Origin of the sequence: Actinophytocola oryzae (assembly GCF_004364325.1) — a bacterium.
GTDB lineage: Bacteria > Actinomycetota > Actinomycetes > Mycobacteriales > Pseudonocardiaceae > Actinophytocola > Actinophytocola oryzae.
This window is the reverse complement of sequence record NZ_SOCP01000021.1, coordinates 182,559-199,512: the sequence shown is the minus strand read 5'-3', so window position 1 is coordinate 199,512 and position 16,954 is coordinate 182,559. Positions and strand designations below refer to the sequence as shown.

The window sequence follows — 16,954 nt, the reverse complement described above, 5'->3', positions numbered from 1 at the left end:
CGCGTCTCCTCAGCAGGGTTGGGGAGTGGGTTCGGAGAGCGCTCTCCCACTCGGTCCAGAGTGTTGCGGGCAGGTTGCGAGCGTGTCAAGGGCGGGACTTGACACGGACGGCTACGGTAAGTGGGAGAGCGCTCTCCCTCTGTACCCTGCCGAGGAGGAGTCGATGCGTAGACAACTCGTACTCACGGTGCTAGCCGTGGCCGCGCTGGTGACCAGCGGCCCGGCGAGCGCCGACCCAGCCGACGACGTGACCCATCACGAGTTCCAGGTGAACTGCGGGGTCACCCACCGGCTGTCCGACGACCCGATCGTGCTGCCGAACCTGCCCGGTGCGTCGCACGAGCACAGCTTCACCGGCAACACGACGACGAACGCGGCCACGACACTCGCCTCGCTGCAGCGTGCGGGCGTCGGTGCCACGTCGTGCCTCGCGCCGGACGACCTGTCGGCGTACTGGTTCCCGACGATGTTCAACGGGAACACGCCCGTGATCCCGAACTTCAAGCAGGTCATCTACTACAAGTCCGGCATCATCCGGTACCAGGACGTGCGGCCGTTCCCGCCGGGCCTGCGGTACGTGGTGGGCAGTCCCAGCTCGACGCTCGACGAGTTCCGGAACCATCCCGGGCACGTCGAGGGCTGGGAGTGCGGCAACAGCACGTTCAACTGGGACTTCCCGACGAACTGTCCGATCGGCACGCAGATGAACGTGCGGTTCCAGGCCCCCAGCTGCTGGGACGGCACGCACCTCGACTCGGCGGACCACAAGTCGCACATGGCCTACCCGGTCAACGGCGTGTGCCCGTCATCGCACCCGAGGCCGGTGCCGATGCTCGAGTTCAAGATCGCGTTCCCCGTCGACGGGAACACGTCGCAGGTCCGGCTCGCGAGCGGTCGCGGGTACACGTGGCACTACGACTTCTTCAACGCGTGGGACGAGCCGACCCTGGCGGCACTGGTGAGCCACTGCATCAACGGTGGCCTGCAGTGCGACCCACGTGGTTTCGACCAGTACAAGCCGAGCCGCGGCACCGTGCTGGGCACGAACTACCGCCTGCCCGGCCGCCCGTAGGTCCGGAAACGCACTGAAGGACGCCTTCCTTACCCCCAGCGTCAGGAAGGCGTCCTTCAGTGCGTTCGGCTTACTCGCCCAGCGCGTCGAGGACGGCCGTCGCGATCGTCTCGTGGCCGGGTTTGGTGGGGTGTACGTCCGTCAGGGTGCAGAAGTAGGTCAGGGTGCAGACCTTCGCGACCGGGGCCGGGATCGGGCCGTACGTGGGGTCCTGGGTCAGCTCCGTCAGGGGGCCGTAGCCGCCGGTCGACTCGGTGATGTCGACGAACCTCGCGCCGATCTTCTCGTACTCGGTCCTGAGGGTGTCGTTGAAGTAGTTCTGGAACAGCGGGACCGACAGGCGGGCGAGCCGCTCGCCGTCCGGGAAGGCGGGTGACACCCACGCGCCGAGGAACACGTCCGGATAGGTGAGTCCCAGGATCGGGGCGTCGCCCGCGGCCTCGCGCAGGGTGGGCAGGACTGTGGCCAGGTTGGCCCTGATCTCGGTCACGGCCTGGGTCGCGCAGGTCAGCGGGTCCGAGGCCTGCGCGCACGGCGCCAGGTCGTTGCCGCCGATGATCACCGTCACCAGTCCCACCTCGCCCGCGTGGTCGCGAAGCGTCCGGACGGCCGCGTCCAGCTGCGTGCGGCCCTCGGGGTCCGGCGCGTCGGGGGCACGGTTCGGCGGTGCGCAGTCGGTGCTGGTGTCGAGCTGCCCGGACGTTGCCCCGCTGCACGCGACGTTGACCAGCTCCAGGTCCCGCCGAGCAGCCACCAGGTAGGCGAAGCCGTCCTTCGTGGCGCCCGCGGGGTCGCCGCCGTCGGCCGGGCGGTAGCCGGTGGCGTAGGAGTCGCCCAGTGACACGTACACCCGCCTGACCGGCGCGGCACTGCTCGTCGTGGACGTGCGCGTGGGGGCCGGTTCGCCCGGGTCCTCCGTGGTGCACGCACCCAGGAGCACCAGCAGCACCACGAACAGCGCGGATCGCCGCACGCCTGCTCCTCTCCCCCGCCTGCCGACTCCCCAGATGGTACGCAGCCGGTGTGACCTGCCCGGGCAGGCTCGGGAGGGACTGTCCTACGCCACCTCGGCCGGAATCAGCACGCTCTCGCGGTGCCGTGCCAGCAGGCCGAGCCAGATGATCACCATGACCCCCGGGCGGCCGAGCAGCACGACCGGGAGCACGGTGCCGAAGAACGTGTACACCGCGAGCCACAGCCCGGTCACCACGCCGAGCACGCGGACACCGGCCTGTTCGACCGTTTCAGGCGACGCGGGCGCATACCAAATACCGAATAGTCGGGAAAACGGGAATGGTGGACGCCCGTAAGTTCCTCGAGGGTCCCCCGATAAGGTGACCGCGTGCACGCGCCGCCATCACTCGACGAGGCCTATCTACCCGGGATATCCGTGGCCCCCGATCCGTTCCTCGCCGAGTACGCGGAGCGTTCCGCCTCGGCCCGCCGGACACTGTCCTGGCTGGATGTCCGTTATGCGCCAGGGGAGTCCGAGCGCCTGCACTTCTTCCCCGCCACCGAGTCCGGCGCGCCGCTGCTGGTGTTCGTGCACGGCGGGTACTGGCAGGAACTGACCGAGGCGGAATCGTCGTTCGCGGCCGTCGACGCCGTGAAACAGGGCGCCGCCTTCGCCGCGCTCGGTTACGGGCTCGCGCCCTTATATCGGTTGGACGAGATCTCCGCAATGGTTCGTCGCGGCGTTCGCTGGTTGTACCGGAATGCGGCCAAACTGGGGATTGACGAACACCGGATCGTACTCGTCGGGCATTCCGCGGGCGCCCAGTTGGCAGGAATGTGCCTCGGCGACGTGCCACTGCGTGCCGCGGTGCTGCTCAGCGGCCTCTACGACCTGGAGCCGCTGCTGCACACCTCGATCGGCCCCGCGATCCGGCTGTCCTCGGACGAGGCGCGGCGCAACAGCCCGGTCCACGTGCTGCGCGAGGCCGCGCCGCCGCTGCTGCTCGCCGCCCACGGCGCGGACGAGACGGCGGGCTTCCCGGCACAGCAGGACATGCTCGTGGCCGCGGCGGCCGGGGCCGGGGTGTCCGTCGACGCGTTCACGGTGCCCGGGCGTCACCACTTCGACCTCCCGCTGGGACTGGCCGACCCGGACGACCCGCTCGGGCGGCGTGTCCTCGACGTTCTCCTCTGAAGGGGCGGAATGCGCAACGTACTGATCACCGGAGGCTCCGGTGGGATCGGCCGCGCCTGTGTGCGGCGGTTCGCCGAGGCGGGCGACCGAGTGTGGTTCACCTACCGGTTCGGCAAGGACCGCGCGGAGACGCTGGTCGCCGAGACCGGCGCCGAGTGCGCGGCCTTCGAGCTGGACCAGGGTGACTGGGAGAGCCACGAGCGGCTGCTCGAGGCGCTGCCGGGGCCGGTCGACGTGCTGGTCAACAACGCCGCGGTCGGCTCGGCGACGGTCGTCGACCACGTCGAGGGCCCCGAGCACGAGCGGTCCGCCGCGTTCCTGCGCATCAACAGCGTCGGTCCGCTGTGGCTGATCCAGCGGCTGCTGCCCGGCATGCTCGAACGCGGCTACGGGAAGGTCGTCAACATCGCGAGCGTAGGCGGTGGGGTCTCCGTCTTCCCGGGCTTCCACGTGGCGGACGGGATGAGCAAGGCCGCACTCGCCTACCTCACCCGCCACCTCGCCGCGGAGCTCGTGCACTCGCCGGTGGGCATGTTCGCGGTCAGCCCCGGCGCGGTGGAGACACCCATGCTGGAGGCGAGCACGCTCGCCGCCCTGACCCCGGAGCAGCGTGCCGCGCTCGAGGCGAGGCTGCCCGGTGGCCGATTACTCCGGCCCGAGGAGATCGCCTCGGTGGTGTGGTGGCTGACCGGCGAGCACGCCTCGGCCCTGCACGGCGCGGTGATCGACGCGTCGATGGGCCTCGGCGTCCACCCTGGACTGCTCACGCAGGGGGTCGGATGACCTCCCGCGCGGCGAAGCTCCTCGCCGCCGACGTGCCTGCCATCGCGGCCGCGCACTTCGAGGCCGAGGCCGACCCGTACGGTCCTGGCAACCCCGGCGGTTACGTCAACCTCGGCACCGCGGACAACCGGCTCGTCTGGGACCTGCTGGCGCCTCGCCTGTCGGTGCCGCCACGCCAGGCCGACGTCCACTACGGACTGCTCTACGGCACACCGGAGCTGCGCTCGGCCGTCGCCACGCTGCTGGCGCCCGTGTGGCCCGGTGTCGACGCGGAGGACCTGGTCGTCGTCAGCGGCGCCACCGCGGCCCTGGACATCGTCGCCACCACGTTGTGCGACCCCGGCGACGTGATCCTCGTGCCCGCGCCGTACTACGCGGCGTTCGACACCGATCTCACCGCCCGCTCCGGCGCCCGGCTGCTGCCCGTGTACCTGAGCCCCGACGACGGGTTCGCACTCGACCCGGTCGCGATCGACCGCGCGCTCACCGAGGCGAGACGCGAAGGCGTCCCCGTGCGGGCGATCGCGGTCACCTCGCCGTCGAACCCGATCGGCCACGTGCACTCCCCCACCGTGCTGCGGGACGTCGTGAGGGTGGCGACGGCGCACTCGGTGGACGTGATCGCCGACGAGATCTACGCCAACTCCACCTTCGGCGCCGAGTTCACCAGCATGGTCGGCGAGCGGAACGTGCACGCGATCTGGGGTCTGGCCAAGGACTTCGGCCTGTCCGGGCTCAAGGTCGGCGTGCTGCACACCCGCGATCCGGAGGTGCTGGCCGCGGCCCGCGCGCTCGCCTACTTCGCGCCGGTGTCGACCCACACGCAGGCGCTCGTCACGCACCTGCTGAGCGACGGCGACTGGGTCGAGGGGTTCCTCACCGAGAGCCGCAGGCGGCTGCACGCCTCGGCGACGGCGACGATGGCGCTGCTGGACGACGCGGGCATCGGGTACGTCCGCGCGGACGGCGGGTTCTCGCTGTGGACGGACCTGCGCCCGCACCTGGGCGGCACCGACGAACACACGTTATGGCAACGGATCCTGCGTGAGGGTCGGGTGAACATCCTGCCGGGCAGCGTCTTCGCCGCCCCGGAGCCCGGCTGGTTCCGGCTCTGCCACGCGACCGGCGCGGACACCGTCGCGACCGGGATCGACCGTCTCGCCGGGGTTCTGTCGTGAGCGGGGCGTTCGACCGCTGGTACGACACCGCGGGCGTGCGGGCTGGCACGCGCAGGATGTTCGCCGACGAGACCGACCAGGGCAAGGTGTTCTACCCGCAGGACCAGGTGCCCTACCTCGCGCACGAGGCACTCGGCTGCCTCACCGACGAGCAGCGCCGGGTGCTCACGATCCGGCACCTGTACCAGTTCCTGCTGTCGACGACCCACCTGGAGACGAGGGTCGTGAACACCACGGCGGAGCGGATCGCCAACAACCGCGCCGGGTTCGACCTGCCGAACCAGGCCAGGATGGACGCGTTCAAGGTCTACTGCGACGAGGGCTACCACGCCCTCTACAGCCTCGACCTCGCCGACCAGATCGCGGCGGACACGGGCGTCGCCATCCCGCCGTGGGACTTCGGCGGGTTCGTCGACCGGCTGGAGGAGGTCGGCGCGCGGCTGATGCCCGACGAGCCGTCCCTGGTGCCGCTGCTGCAGACCGTGGTGTTCGAGACGCTGATCACCGCGGTGCTCAACGAGATCCCGAACGACCGGACGGTCATGACCGTGGTGCGGGACCTCACGCGCGACCACGCCAAGGACGAGGGCCACCACCACCGCTTCTTCGCCGGGTTCTTCCACGACCTGTGGGTGAACCTGGAGCCCCGGCTGCATGAGCCCGTGGCACACACCCTGCCCGCGATGGTCCAGGCGTGCCTGACGTGGGACACCGAGCCGATCCGCGCGTCGCTGCTGATGTCCGGTGTGGACGGTGGGACCGCGGCGGCCGTCGTGGCCGACACCTACGAGCGGTCCGGCAGCAACGCCGACATCTGCCGCGCGACCGTGCGCACGTTCCGGTCCGCGGGGGTCCTCGACGTGCCCGGCGCCGAGGAAGCCTTCGCGGCCCACCAGCTCCTGTGAGGAACCACGTGCTCCCGACCTACAGCGAGTACCTCCGGCTGCCGGAGCTGCTCGGCCAGCGCCACCCCAGATCCACCGAACACGACGAGCTGCTGTTCATCACCGTGCACCAGACGTGCGAGCTGTGGTTCCGCCAGATGCTCACCGAGCTGACCGCGGCCCGTGACGACCTGCTCGCGGGCGAGACCTACCCGCCGAGGTCGCGGCTGCGCAGGTGCCACACGATCGCGCGGATGCTCGCCACGCACTTCGACGTGCTGGACACCATGGCACCGCAGGACTTCCTGCGCTTCCGCGACGCGCTCGGCACGGCGAGCGGCCTGCAGTCGGCGCAGTTCAGGCAGATCGAGCTGCTGTCGGCCCGGGGCGGCCGTGAACCCACGCTGTGGGACGGTTTCCTGACCGTGCTGGGCAAGGCGGGCTTCTCCGTGGCCACCCGCGCGGAGCGGTCGGCGGCGTACGGGGAGATCGCCATGAACCGCCGCGAGCACCAGGCGCTGTGGGAGCTGGCCGAGGCGCTGGTCGACCACGACCAGGCGTGGTCGATGTTCCGCCAGCGGCACGTCCACACCGTCGAACGGCAGATCGGCAGCCGACCGGGCACCGGCGGTACGGCGGGCGCGGTGAGCCTGACCGGTCGCGGCCACTTCTACCCGGAGCTGTGGGAGCTGCGCGCGAGCCTCTGACCGGCGTCACCCGGTGGTGGGCCGCCTGCCGCCGGTGCGGGCCGTTATCCGGTCGGCGCAGTCGCCGACCAGGGCGCCGATGCGGGCCACGTTGTCCGCGTGCAGCTCGGTGAAGAACGCCAACGAGCAGACCACACGGGTCGGTCGGCCCCTGCGGTCGAAGATGGGGGCCGCCACGCCGCTCTGGGCCATGTCGTACTGCTGGATGCTCGTCGAGTAGCCGCGGGTGCGGATCGCGGCGAGGACCTGGTGCAGCTCCTCGCGGTCGGTCACCGTGTGCTGGGTGAACTGTTTGAGGCCGTGGCGGTCCACCAGCTCGTCCACCGTCGACGGCGCCTGCCACGCCAGGTGGGCCTGCATCAGCGCGGGCGCGGAGAACGGGAAGCCCTCGCCGACGCTGACGGTCACCCGGACACCCATCTGGCGTTCGGCCTTCACCGTCACCACGTAACCACCCGCGCCGTCGGCCTCCGCCACGAACACCACGAAGCCGAGGCGGCGCGCCAGCTCGTCGATCTCCTGCTGGGCTATCGCCGCGGTCATGTCGTCGGGGACACCGGTCAGCGTCAGCAGCTTCGGGCCCAGCATCCAGCCCGACCGCTCCCCCGTCGACGTCACCCAGCCGAGGCGCTGCAGCGTGGCGAGGATGTTGTAGCACGTGCTCCTGTTCAACCCCAGCTCGTTGACGAGGTCCTTCGGCGCCACGGCCGCAGGCCACGACACCGACAGCCGCTCCAGGATGCGCACCGCCGACGAGACCGCCGGGACGTCACTCGCCACCCGCCCTCCCCCTGTCCGATACCTGCTCGTGAACCCTGTCGACGATCAGTCCAGCACGTCCGGCCACCGCGCCGGCACCGACCCAAGGTACGCCGGGTCCGGCGTGGACACCGTCCGCACGGTGCCGCGGCGGCTCACGACAGGAACCCGGCCGCCTGGTCGAGCGCACCCGGCGCCTCGAACACGCTGAAGTGCCGTGCGTTCCCGAGGACCGTCAGCGTGGCGTTCGGGATCCCGTCGGCGAGCGTCCGCGCCATCGCGACCGGGGTCGCGTAGTCGTGCTCCCCCACCACGACCAGCGTGGGCGCGGTGATCCTCGGCAGCAGGCCGGTGCCGTCGAACGCGCCGAGCGCCAGGCACGCCTGCGCGTGGGCACGCGCGTTCGTGGCCAGGAACAACGCGGACACGCGCTTGACCTCCGCCGGCTCCCGCTCGACGAACTCCGGGGAGAACCACCGGTCGAGCTGGAAGGCCAGCTGCCTGTCGCGTGGCTCGCGGATGGCCTTGCCCGCGCGCTCCGCCCACGTCGTCACCCGGCCGGGGCCGTAGTTCGCCGTCGTGTCGGCCAGGAACAGCCTGCTGACCAGCTCGGGGCGGGTGCCCGCCAGCGCGATGGCCACGCAACCGCCCATCGACATGCCGCCGACCGCGACCGGCCCGTCGGCCCGCGCCTCGATCAGCGCGGCGACGTCGGCGGCGAGGTCCTCGACCGTGAACGCCGAACCGTCCCAGGCGGACCGGCCGTGACCGCGGGCGTCCATCGCCACGACGGGCCCGTCGAGACGGTCGGCGAGCGGGCGCCACAGCTCACCGGACATGGCCAGCGAGTGCAGGAGCACGATCACCGCGTCGCCCTCCGCCCGGCCGCGGCCGCCACGGCCTTCCTGATCTCCGGGTAGGTGCCGCAGCGGCAGATGTTGCCCTCGAGGTGGGCCGTGATGTCCTGTTCGGACGGTGCCGGGTTCTCCGCGAGCAGTTCCTTCGACATCAGCACGAAGCCGGGGATGCAGTACCCGCACTGGGCCGCGCCGCACGCCACGAAGGACGACACGACCTCGTCCCGCTCGTCGAGGCCGTCGGCCGTGGTCAGCTCGGCGCCGTCGTGGCGGATGGCGAGGGCCAGGCAGCTGGACACGCTCATCCCGCCGGAGAGCACCGTGCACGCCCCGCACGCGCCGACCCCGCAGCCCTCTCGGACGCTCGTGGCGCCGACCTTCTCCCGCAGCACGTCGAGCAGCAACGCGTCGTCCTCGACGTCCACGAGGTGCCTGACGCCGTTGACGACCAGGGTGATCCGGCTCATTTCCCCTCCAGTGCCGCGACGATCGACTCCGGCGTCAACGGCAGCGTGGTGATGCGGACGCCGAGCGCGTCACGCACCGCGTTCGCGATGGCCGGCGCGACCCCGAGGATCCCCGTCTCCCCGACGCCCTTCGCGCCGAACGGGCCGGTGTCGTGCGGGCTCTCGACGATGATCGGCGTGAGCCGGTCCGGCAGGTCCCTGATCGAGGGCAGCTGGTAGTCGAGCAGCGTCCCGTTGATCACCTGGCCCTGGTCGAGCACGAGCTGGTCGAACAACGCGTGCCCGATGCCCATGATCGCCGCGCCGGTCAGCTGCTGTTCGACGAGCTTCGGGTTGATCGCCCTGCCGACGTCCCCGGCGACGGCCAGGTGCTCGAGGTGGACGCGGCCGGTCGCGGTGTCGACGGTGAGCTGGACGCCGACCGCGCCGGCGAACCAGTGTTCGGTGACCTTCGCCGACCGGCCCGTCTCCTTGTCGTAGGGCACCCAGTCGGACGTGTAGTTCGCCTCGGTGGTCAGGGTCGCGCCGCGTGCGCCGAAGTGGCCGTGGACCAGGTCCGGGACGGTCACGTGCCGCTCACCCGCCCGCAGGCCGTCCGCCGCGAGCGTCACGTCGGCGTCCTGGCAGGAGAACCGCGTCGCCGCGAGGCCGACCAGCTTGGCACGCATGGCCTCCGCGACGCGGCGCACCGCGTTGCCGGTGTGGTAGGTGGACCGGCTGCCCGCGGTGATCGTGTCGTACGGGGTGGCGTCGGTGTCCGCACGCACCACGTGGACGCGTGCCGAGTCCATGCACAGCACGTCCGCGGCGATCTGCGCCATGATCGTGTCGCTGCCCTGTCCCATGTCGACCGTGCTGATCAGCAGCGTGGCCGACGCGTCCTGGTTGAGGTGCAGCACGGCGTTGGCGATGGTCGGGGTCAGCACGGCCTTCACACCGACCCCGACCCCGCGCCCGCGGCGGACCCTGCCGTCGCCGCGGTCGACCGGGTCACGCCAGCCGATCGCGTCGGCCACCGCGTCGAGGCAGCCGACGAAGTCCGCGCTGTGCATGCGGGTGCCCATGGGAGCCTCGTCGCCCTCACGCAGGAGGTGGCGGCGGCGGAACTCGACGGGGTCCTCGCCAAGCCGGTGGGCCAGCTCGTCGATCAGCGACTCGTGCGACCAGGTCACCTGCGGCACGCCGAACCCGCGGAAGGGTCCGGCGGACGGCTTGTTCGTGTACACGCAGCGGGACCGCACACGTGCGTTCGCGATCCGGTACGGGCCGGGCGACATCATGCCGGACTTGGCGGTGATGCGCGGGCCGACGTCGGCGTAGGCGCCGGTGTCGTACCGGACGTCGGAGATCGCGCTGACCAGGTTGCCCTCGGCATCGGCGGTGAGGCTGGAGGTGACGGCCGCGCCGTGGCGGGTGGTGAGCAGGAACGACTCCTCACGCGACGCGACCACCCGGACCTTGCGCCCGGTGGTCCAGGCGAGCGCGGCGGCCAGCGGCTCGAGCCGGTCGTACATCTTGGCCCCGAAGCTGCCGCCGAGGGGCCTGGTCGTGATCCGGACCCGGGACAGCGGCAGGTCGAGCAGGTCGGCGACGGTCTGGCGCACATAGGACGGGGTCTGCGTGGTGGACAGCATCTCGAGGCGGTCGGCGTCGACCCACGCGATCGTGCACGGCAGCTCGATCGGCACGTGGTGGGTCGGCGGCGCCCAGAACTCGCAGGCGACGGTCGTGGCACCGGCGTCGCGGGCCGCCTCGGCGTCGCCGGTCCGCAGGTTGTACTCGTAGTTCACGTTGGTGTCCCGCACGCCACGCAGGTGGCGCAGGTCGCCGAACACCGACGACGGGCGCAGCTCGTCGTGCACGAACGACGTGCCCTCCAGCGCGGCGGCCAGGTCGTGGACGGGTGGCAGCTCGTCGTAGTCGACCCAGACGGCGTCGGCGGCCTCCCGGGCCGTCCTGAGGTCGACGGCGAGGACCGCGGCGACCGGCTCGCCGACGTAGCGGACCTTCTCGTAGGCGAGGCCGGGCTGGTCGGCGAACGCGGGACCGGTGTGGAGGCGGTCGCCGAGGTGTTTGTACAGGTCGGCGCCGGTGACGACGGCGTGGACGCCCGGGATGGCGAGCGCGTCGTCGGTGTGCACGGCGGCGATCGCGGCGTGCGGCGCGGTCGACCGGTGCAGCGCGACGTGCGCCGCCGTGCCGACCGGCTGGTCGCCGACGTGGGAGACCAGCCCCCGCACGCGGCCGGGCATGTCGAAACGGGCCCTGGAGCGGCCGACCTCGTCACCCATGTCGGCGGTCCTTCCACGCGCGACGGACGGCGTCCTCGACGGTCACCCGCGCGAGCCGCCGCTTGTACTCGACGCTGCCCCGGACGTCCGGGATCGGGTCGAGCACCGGCTCGACCGCGGCCAGCGCCGCCTCGACCGCACCCTGGTCGTCCAGGCCGGTGATGTCGGCGGTGACGTGGCAGGGGGTCGGTGCGACGGCGCCGAGGCCGAGGTGGACGGTGTGGTCCGTGAGCAGCACGGCGGCGGACGCGCACGGCCAGTCGTTCTCGGACAGCGAGGTGTTCTTCTCGAAGTGGTGGCCCGCGGCCGGGTCCTGGTGCGGGATGAACACGCCGGACACCAGCTCACCCGGCTCCAGCGCGGTCTGCTGGAAGTCGGTGAAGAACTCGCGGATCCCGATCTCTCGGGTGCCGTGGACCGACGTGGCCAGCACGACCGCGTCCAGCACGAGCAGCGCGGTCGGCGGGTCGAGGCGGTAGTCGCCGTGTGCGAGGTTGCCGCCGACGCTGGCGGTGTTCCGGACCCGTGGGTTGGCTACGTGCCGGTACGCGTCGGCGGCAAGCGGTGGGGCGGCGGTCTCCATGCGGCGGATCGTCACCATGGGGCCCGCGGTGACGCCGTCGTCGTCCTCGGTGACGTCACGCAGACCGGGCACGAGTGCGAGGTCGACGAAGTTGTCGGCGAAGAGGATGCCCTGCTTGAGGAGGATCTGGATGGCGGTGCCGCCGCCGTAGACCATCGGGTTGTCCAGCGTGGACAGCAGCTCGACGGCCTCGTCGAGGGAGGTGGGGCGGTGCAGGCGGGGCATCAGCGACCCCGCCTGAACACGGCGACCAGCACGGCCGTCAGGGAGGTGGCCACGGCGACCATGGCGAGCTTCTGGGTCGCGGCGACCGCGAGCCGCAGCGACGGATCCGGATCGTCGGAGGCGGCGGGCACCCGCGTGGTCCGACCGTTCACGGCCGGCCTGGAGGCGGCCACCGGGGTGCGGGCGGGACCCTCCTGTCTCGCTGGCGGGTCCTCCGCGGGTGCGCCGCAGGCGGCGGCAAGCGAGCGGGCGAACTCCAGCTCCACCTCGCGGCTGCGGCGGCGGATGATCGGCTCGCCGAGGCGGCCGAGCTTGCCCCACAGCGCCATGTCCATCTCGTAGCCGATCACCGAGGCGTCGCCGTCGGGGCGTACGGACAGGCGCGCGTCGATCTTGATCGAACTGCCCAGCCTGCGGTCCTCGCCCTTGAGGACGGCGGTGACCTCCTTGGTCTCCTCGTCGGTCACCGACTGGACGGCCGCCGAGAAGCCCGCGGCGAAACGCACGTGCGCGACCTCGTTGACCAGGCGACCCCGGTAGGTCCGGTCGTCGACGCGGACCAGCTCCTCACATCCCGGGATGAGGCCACGCATCACCTCTGGATCGAAGAACAGGGGGAACACCGTGGCAGGTGCCGCCGGGACCGAGAACTCGGACGCAAGTTTCATGTAGACCGCCATACGAGACTGCTTGTCCTGTCACTAGGACCGTAAGAGGGTCTTGACCAAGTGTCAAGTTCGTCGACTGCGTCTTGACGGTCTCGTGGAGCGCTCATACCATCCGCTCCACAGGACAACGAGTGTCGTATACAGGACTACCCTGTCGACGCAGGTGCACGACATAGGAGTCGCTCCATGACCGAAGTGCGAGAGACGTCGACAACGCCCTGGTACCGCTCGCTCGACCGCACCCGCTGGCGGGCCCTGATCGCGGCCAACCTCGGCTGGCTGTTCGACGGGTTCGAGACCTACGCGCTGATCCTCACCGCGGGCGTGGCGCTCAAACAGCTGCACCCGACCGGCAACCCGGCCTTCTACATCGGACTGACGATCGCGATGACCCTGCTCGGCTGGGGAGCAGGCGGCATCCTCGGCGGGATCGTGGCCGACTACCTCGGCCGCAGGAAGGTCCTGCTGATCTCGATCGCCCTGTACTCCGTGTTCACCGGTCTCTCGGCGCTCGCGTGGAACTGGGAGTCGTTCCTGTTCCTGCGGCTGCTGACGGGCGTGACCCTCGGCTCGGAGTGGGGCACCGGCACGTCCCTGGTCGCGGAGATGTGGCCGGCGCACGCCAGGGCCAAGGCCGCGGGGCTGATGCAGTGCGGGCTGGGACTCGGGTTCTTCGTCGCGTCCGCCGCGTGGCACTTCATCGCGCCGCTCGGCGCGGGCTCGTGGCGGTACATGTTCCTGATCGGGGTCCTGCCCGCGCTGTTCGCGCTGTGGCTGCGCCGCAGCGTGCCCGAGTCGGAGAAGTGGACGAAGGTGGCCAGGCGCAGGGACTCCCTGCGTGCCCAGTCCGACCTGTCCGAGGAGGAACGGACCTACACCCGCTTCACGCTGCGCCAGATCATGGCCGACCCGAAGCTGCGACGCCTGACGATCCTCGGCTCGATCATGTCGACGGTGACCACGCTCGCGTGGTGGGGCATCTCGACGTGGGTGCCCGCGTACGTCGGCAGTCTGGCCGCGAAGGACGGCCACTCGCCGGAGAGCTACGCGTCGACCGCGGGCATGATCTACAACGTCGGCGCCATCGCGGGCTACATCTCACTCGGCTTCGCCGCCGACCGCTTCGGCCGCAGGCCGACGGTGTTCACCTACTTCGCGCTGTCACTGGTGATGACGCCGGTCCTGTTCCTGTGGACCCACGATCTCGCGCTGGTGCTGGTGCTGTGCGCGGTCAACGGCTTCTTCACCCTCGGCCAGTACACGTGGATGCCGGTGTGGCTGCCGGAGTTCTACCCGACGCACCTGCGTGCGACCGGCGCCGCCTTCGTGTTCAACGCGGCCAGGTTCATCGCGTTCCTCGGTCCGCTGCTGGCGGGCACGATCATCGCGGCACTGGGCAGCTACGGCACCGCGGCGACCGTGCTCGGCCTCATCTACGTCGTCGGCATGGTCGTCGTCCCGTTCTGTCCGGAGACCCGGGGACGGGCACTGCCGGAGTAGAGGGTGGATTGCTCTACACAAGCGCAACCTGAAAGTGGCCCCGGCCCGGTGCGGCTCGAAAAAATAGAACTATGACCACGGTTCGCGTGGGGCGAGGCGGTGCGCCCGCACCGTCCGGAGGACGGGAAGGCCACAGATGGTGACGCCGACCTGGGCGCTCCCGCCGGGCGCCGGGCCGCGACTGGTACACGTGAGCTCGACCGCGCGCGGGGGCCGGGTCGCCGAGCTGCTCTCGAGCCTCGTGCCCGCCCAGGTGGCGACCGGCCTGTCCGTCGGGTGGGCGGTGGTCGAGGGCGACGCGGCGTTCTTCGCCGTCACCAGGTACCTGCACCAGCTGCTGCACGGCAGGGCCGACGCGCTGACCACCGACCGGCTCGCGGTGTCGCTGCCCAGCTACCGGACCGTGCTCGCGTCGCAGGCGAACCGGCTCGTCGAGCGGCTCACACCCGGCGACGTGGTGGTCCTGCACGACCCGGCCACCCTCGGCATGGCACCCCGGCTGGCGGCGGCGGGCATGGCCGTGGTGTGGCACTGCCACGTCGGCACCACCGACGGGCGCGCGACCGGCCCGTCGGCCGTCTGGTATGCGTTCGCGGGCGAACTGTCCGATGTGGACATCGTGATGACGCCGCTGACCGAGTTCGCGCCGCCCCTGGTGCCGCCGGTCCGCAAGCGGGTGGTCGCACCCGCCGTCGACCCGAACTCGGCGAAGAACCGCGTGCTGTCGCGGCTGGAGTTCGCCGACCTGCTGGGCAACCTCGGGCAGGTGGACGAGGACGGGCCGCTGCCCGCGGGCGCGCCGCTCGTGCTGCAGGTGTCGCGCTGGGACCCGCTCACCGAGATGCCCGGGGTGCTGCGGCTCGTGCACCAGCTGCCCCCGGAGGTGCACGTCGTGCTGGCCTGCGACGGCCAGACGCAGGACGCGCTGGAGGGCTGGGCCGTGCTGGAGGAGATCCGCTCGCTGCGGGCCGCGCTCTCCCCCGCCGAACGCGCGCGGGTGCACCTGGTCCTGCCGGACGACGACGACACCGAACGCGCGGCGCTGGTGGTGAACGCGTTGCAGCGGCGGGCGGACGTGGTGCTGCAGAAGAGCCTCGGCGAGGGTTTCGGCCTGAGCGTGACCGAGGCGATGGTCAAGGGCCGCGCCGTGGTGGCCGCGGACGTCGGCGGGTTGCGTGAGCAGGTCTCCCCGTGGCACAACGGGCTCCTGGTCGACCCGCGTGACAACGAGGCCGTGGTGTACGCGCTGCGCACGATGCTCGGCGACGAGCTGCTGCGCGCCAGGCTCGGACGGCGCGCCGAGGAGTCCGCACGGCGCCGGTACCTGCTGCCCAGGATGGTCGCCGACTACGAGCGGTTCGTCGCGGCCAGCCTGCTCGTGCGGGCACCAGAGGTCGCATGACGGCGAGGAGGGAGCCGCTGCGCCTGGTCTCCGTGCTCACCCGCCGGGACGACGAGCCCGGCGAGGGCGCCGCGACGCTGGCACGCTACGCCGCAGCGGGGCACGAGGTGATGGTGGTGACCTGCACCGGCGACGCGACCGGCGGCGACGGCGTGAGCGAGGTGCTCGGAGCCGGGCACCACCGGCTCGGCTACGCGGCCTTCGGGCGCCCGGGTGGGACCTCGTTCGCCTCGGTGCCGGTCGCGGAGCCGACCGAGCGGCTCGTGCGGGTGCTGCGTGAGTTCCGCCCGCACGTCGTGGTCGCGCACGACGACACCGCCGATCCCGGACCGGACCGGGTGCGCTGCCGCGAGGTGTCGGTCGCCGCGTTCGACGCGGCGGGCGACGCGGCCCGGTTCCCCGGCGCGGGCGAGGCGTGGCAGCCGGGAAAGCTGTACACCGTGCACGAATGGAGCGAGGCGCGGATGCGTGCGCTGCACGAGGCGCTGCTGGCGCGCGACCTCGAGTCGCCCTACCGCGACTGGCTCGCGGCACCGTCCCCCGGCACGCGGTGGATCACCACGCGGGTGCCGTGCGGCGAGTTCTTCCCGGTGCGCGACCGGGTGCTGCGTGCCTACGCCGGATTCCTGGCACCGGCCGTGCGACACCGCTTGGCGGTGCCGGTGCACGTCCGCCAGGCGGTGTGGCCGACCGAGGACTTCGAGCTGGCGCGCTGTCACGTGCCGACCTCGCTGCCCGAGGACGACCTGCTGGCCGGGATCAGTCCACAGTAGACAGCATCGGAAAGCCCGCCGAGGACACGGTCCCGGTCCCGGTCGCGTCGGGCACCGGGTCCGGCGGGCGCATGGTGATCGCCTGCGCCGTACCGGCCAGCAGTCCGACGCCCAGTGCCGCGGCGCTGACCAGCATGCCGACGTTGACGCCGCGGCCGCGTGGCCTGGCGATCGCGAACCACACGAGCGCGACGAGCCCGAGCAGCACGCCGGTGTGCAGGAGGGTGGTCGTGCGGTCCCGGCCGGCGTCGGCGAACCACGCCAGGCCGAACTGCGCCACCGCGAGTGCGGCCACCACCGCGTACACGAGCGGCGCGAACCGTCTACCGAGGCCGACGGCCCGCGCGAACCGCTCGTCGGTAGACCTGACGAGGTAGATCGGCAACGCGAGTGCCGCGAGCAGCAACGGGATCACCTGCTCCGGCAGGTTCACCCGACCGGACAGCAACAACTCCATCGTCGCGGCCGTGGCCGCCGCGAGCGCCACGACGATCGTCGTGCGGCGGCTCGGTTCGCCGAGGAACCCGCGCAGCACGGCGAACGCGGCGACCACCGGCACGGCGGCGAGCACGACCACCCGCAGAGCCATGGGGCCGATGGTGACCCCCAGCTCCAGGTGGCCGTGCTCGCCCGTCGCCAGCAGCAGAACCGACATG

Annotated in this window: 18 protein-coding genes; 9 read left to right on the top strand and 9 right to left on the bottom strand. The window is 71.5% G+C overall.

Annotated features, from left to right (window positions below):
- The first annotated feature begins 163 nt into the window (after positions 1–163).
- Entirely contained in the window at positions 164–1,072 is a 909-nt protein-coding gene (locus CLV71_RS39445) for a DUF1996 domain-containing protein (RefSeq protein WP_133908038.1), read from the top strand.
- A 70-nt stretch (positions 1,073–1,142) separates the two neighbouring features.
- On the opposite strand, the gene CLV71_RS39440 is transcribed toward CLV71_RS39445, so the two are convergent.
- On the bottom strand, positions 1,143–2,045 hold the full coding sequence (locus CLV71_RS39440; RefSeq protein ID WP_166664449.1) for a GDSL-type esterase/lipase family protein: 903 nt from the start codon (positions 2,043–2,045) through the stop codon (positions 1,143–1,145).
- Between the two features lie 84 nt (positions 2,046–2,129).
- On the bottom strand, positions 2,130–2,291 hold the full coding sequence (locus CLV71_RS48160; protein ID WP_166664448.1) for a hypothetical protein: 162 nt from the start codon (positions 2,289–2,291) through the stop codon (positions 2,130–2,132).
- 123 nt (positions 2,292–2,414) lie between these two features.
- Between CLV71_RS48160 and CLV71_RS39435 the strand changes: the two genes are divergently transcribed.
- Genes CLV71_RS39435 through CLV71_RS39415 form a run of 5 tightly spaced genes read left to right on the top strand, consistent with a single transcriptional unit; the run spans position 2,415 to position 6,773 of the window.
- Positions 2,415–3,221 (top strand): alpha/beta hydrolase, encoded by an 807-nt coding sequence (locus CLV71_RS39435; protein WP_133908036.1) that lies wholly within the window; start codon positions 2,415–2,417, stop codon positions 3,219–3,221.
- 9 nt (positions 3,222–3,230) lie between these two features.
- Positions 3,231–4,004 (top strand): SDR family NAD(P)-dependent oxidoreductase, encoded by a 774-nt coding sequence (locus tag CLV71_RS39430; protein ID WP_133908035.1) that lies wholly within the window; start codon positions 3,231–3,233, stop codon positions 4,002–4,004.
- Entirely contained in the window at positions 4,001–5,182 is a 1,182-nt protein-coding gene (locus CLV71_RS39425; protein WP_133908034.1) for an aminotransferase class I/II-fold pyridoxal phosphate-dependent enzyme, read from the top strand. Before CLV71_RS39430 ends, CLV71_RS39425 begins: the two co-directional genes overlap by 4 nt.
- Positions 5,179–6,087, top strand: coding sequence for a diiron oxygenase (locus tag CLV71_RS39420; protein WP_243867203.1), 909 nt, complete (start codon positions 5,179–5,181; stop codon positions 6,085–6,087). The genes CLV71_RS39425 and CLV71_RS39420 overlap by 4 nt, the downstream gene beginning before the upstream one ends.
- An 8-nt stretch (positions 6,088–6,095) precedes the next feature.
- The gene (locus tag CLV71_RS39415) at positions 6,096–6,773 is read left to right on the top strand and encodes a tryptophan 2,3-dioxygenase family protein (RefSeq protein WP_208297967.1); all 678 of its coding nucleotides are present in this window, start codon (positions 6,096–6,098) and stop codon (positions 6,771–6,773) included.
- Positions 6,774–6,779: 6 nt separating this feature from the next.
- Here CLV71_RS39415 and CLV71_RS39410 read toward each other — a convergent pair whose 3' ends face one another.
- The 6 genes from CLV71_RS39410 to CLV71_RS39385 all read right to left on the bottom strand — a co-directional run bounded on the left by CLV71_RS39410 (position 6,780) and on the right by CLV71_RS39385 (position 12,623).
- Complete coding sequence (locus CLV71_RS39410) at positions 6,780–7,553, bottom strand: IclR family transcriptional regulator (RefSeq protein WP_133908032.1); 774 nt, start codon at positions 7,551–7,553, stop codon at positions 6,780–6,782.
- A gap of 134 nt (positions 7,554–7,687) precedes the next feature.
- Positions 7,688–8,398, bottom strand: coding sequence for an alpha/beta fold hydrolase (locus CLV71_RS39405; protein ID WP_243867201.1), 711 nt, complete (start codon positions 8,396–8,398; stop codon positions 7,688–7,690).
- The gene (locus CLV71_RS39400) at positions 8,395–8,856 is read right to left on the bottom strand and encodes a (2Fe-2S)-binding protein (RefSeq protein ID WP_133908031.1); all 462 of its coding nucleotides are present in this window, start codon (positions 8,854–8,856) and stop codon (positions 8,395–8,397) included. Before CLV71_RS39400 ends, CLV71_RS39405 begins: the two co-directional genes overlap by 4 nt.
- Complete coding sequence (locus tag CLV71_RS39395) at positions 8,853–11,147, bottom strand: xanthine dehydrogenase family protein molybdopterin-binding subunit (protein ID WP_133908030.1); 2,295 nt, start codon at positions 11,145–11,147, stop codon at positions 8,853–8,855. The genes CLV71_RS39400 and CLV71_RS39395 overlap by 4 nt, the downstream gene beginning before the upstream one ends.
- Positions 11,140–11,955 carry an FAD binding domain-containing protein gene (locus tag CLV71_RS39390; RefSeq protein ID WP_243867199.1) on the bottom strand — a complete coding sequence of 272 codons (816 nt, stop codon included), beginning with the start codon at positions 11,953–11,955 and terminating at the stop codon, positions 11,140–11,142. Before CLV71_RS39390 ends, CLV71_RS39395 begins: the two co-directional genes overlap by 8 nt.
- Positions 11,955–12,623, bottom strand: coding sequence for an SRPBCC family protein (locus tag CLV71_RS39385; RefSeq protein WP_166664447.1), 669 nt, complete (start codon positions 12,621–12,623; stop codon positions 11,955–11,957). The genes CLV71_RS39390 and CLV71_RS39385 overlap by 1 nt, the downstream gene beginning before the upstream one ends.
- A gap of 186 nt (positions 12,624–12,809) precedes the next feature.
- Here CLV71_RS39385 and CLV71_RS39380 point away from each other — a divergent pair, with 186 nt between their 5' ends.
- From CLV71_RS39380 to CLV71_RS39370, 3 genes are all read left to right on the top strand, one after another.
- On the top strand, positions 12,810–14,123 hold the full coding sequence (locus CLV71_RS39380; protein ID WP_133908028.1) for an MFS transporter: 1,314 nt from the start codon (positions 12,810–12,812) through the stop codon (positions 14,121–14,123).
- A gap of 136 nt (positions 14,124–14,259) precedes the next feature.
- Entirely contained in the window at positions 14,260–15,525 is a 1,266-nt protein-coding gene (locus CLV71_RS39375) for a glycosyltransferase (RefSeq protein WP_166664446.1), read from the top strand.
- Positions 15,522–16,298 (top strand): PIG-L deacetylase family protein, encoded by a 777-nt coding sequence (locus CLV71_RS39370; RefSeq protein ID WP_133908026.1) that lies wholly within the window; start codon positions 15,522–15,524, stop codon positions 16,296–16,298. The genes CLV71_RS39375 and CLV71_RS39370 overlap by 4 nt, the downstream gene beginning before the upstream one ends.
- Here the strand turns inward: CLV71_RS39370 and CLV71_RS39365 are convergent.
- Positions 16,285–16,953, bottom strand: a complete 669-nt coding sequence (locus tag CLV71_RS39365) for a DUF6239 family natural product biosynthesis protein (protein WP_133908025.1) — start codon at positions 16,951–16,953, stop codon at positions 16,285–16,287. The two genes, CLV71_RS39370 and CLV71_RS39365, sit on opposite strands and share 14 nt — an antisense overlap.
- Position 16,954 lies beyond the last annotated feature (1 nt).

Bases quoted from the DNA above. Each gene is read 5' to 3' on its own strand.
- CLV71_RS39375 (WP_166664446.1), top strand. From the start codon at position 14,260: ATGGTGACGCCGACCTGGGCGCTCCCGCCGGGCGCCGGGCCGCGACTG.
- CLV71_RS39365 (WP_133908025.1), bottom strand. From the start codon at position 16,953: ATGTCGGTTCTGCTGCTGGCGACGGGCGAGCACGGCCACCTGGAGCTG.
- CLV71_RS39425 (WP_133908034.1), top strand. From the start codon at position 4,001: ATGACCTCCCGCGCGGCGAAGCTCCTCGCCGCCGACGTGCCTGCCATC.
- CLV71_RS39380 (WP_133908028.1), top strand. From the start codon at position 12,810: ATGACCGAAGTGCGAGAGACGTCGACAACGCCCTGGTACCGCTCGCTC.
- CLV71_RS39390 (WP_243867199.1), bottom strand. From the start codon at position 11,955: ATGCCCCGCCTGCACCGCCCCACCTCCCTCGACGAGGCCGTCGAGCTG.
- CLV71_RS39400 (WP_133908031.1), bottom strand. From the start codon at position 8,856: ATGAGCCGGATCACCCTGGTCGTCAACGGCGTCAGGCACCTCGTGGAC.
- CLV71_RS39430 (WP_133908035.1), top strand. From the start codon at position 3,231: ATGCGCAACGTACTGATCACCGGAGGCTCCGGTGGGATCGGCCGCGCC.
- CLV71_RS39370 (WP_133908026.1), top strand. From the start codon at position 15,522: ATGACGGCGAGGAGGGAGCCGCTGCGCCTGGTCTCCGTGCTCACCCGC.
- CLV71_RS39395 (WP_133908030.1), bottom strand. From the start codon at position 11,147: ATGGGTGACGAGGTCGGCCGCTCCAGGGCCCGTTTCGACATGCCCGGC.
- CLV71_RS39445 (WP_133908038.1), top strand. From the start codon at position 164: ATGCGTAGACAACTCGTACTCACGGTGCTAGCCGTGGCCGCGCTGGTG.
- CLV71_RS39385 (WP_166664447.1), bottom strand. From the start codon at position 12,623: ATGAAACTTGCGTCCGAGTTCTCGGTCCCGGCGGCACCTGCCACGGTG.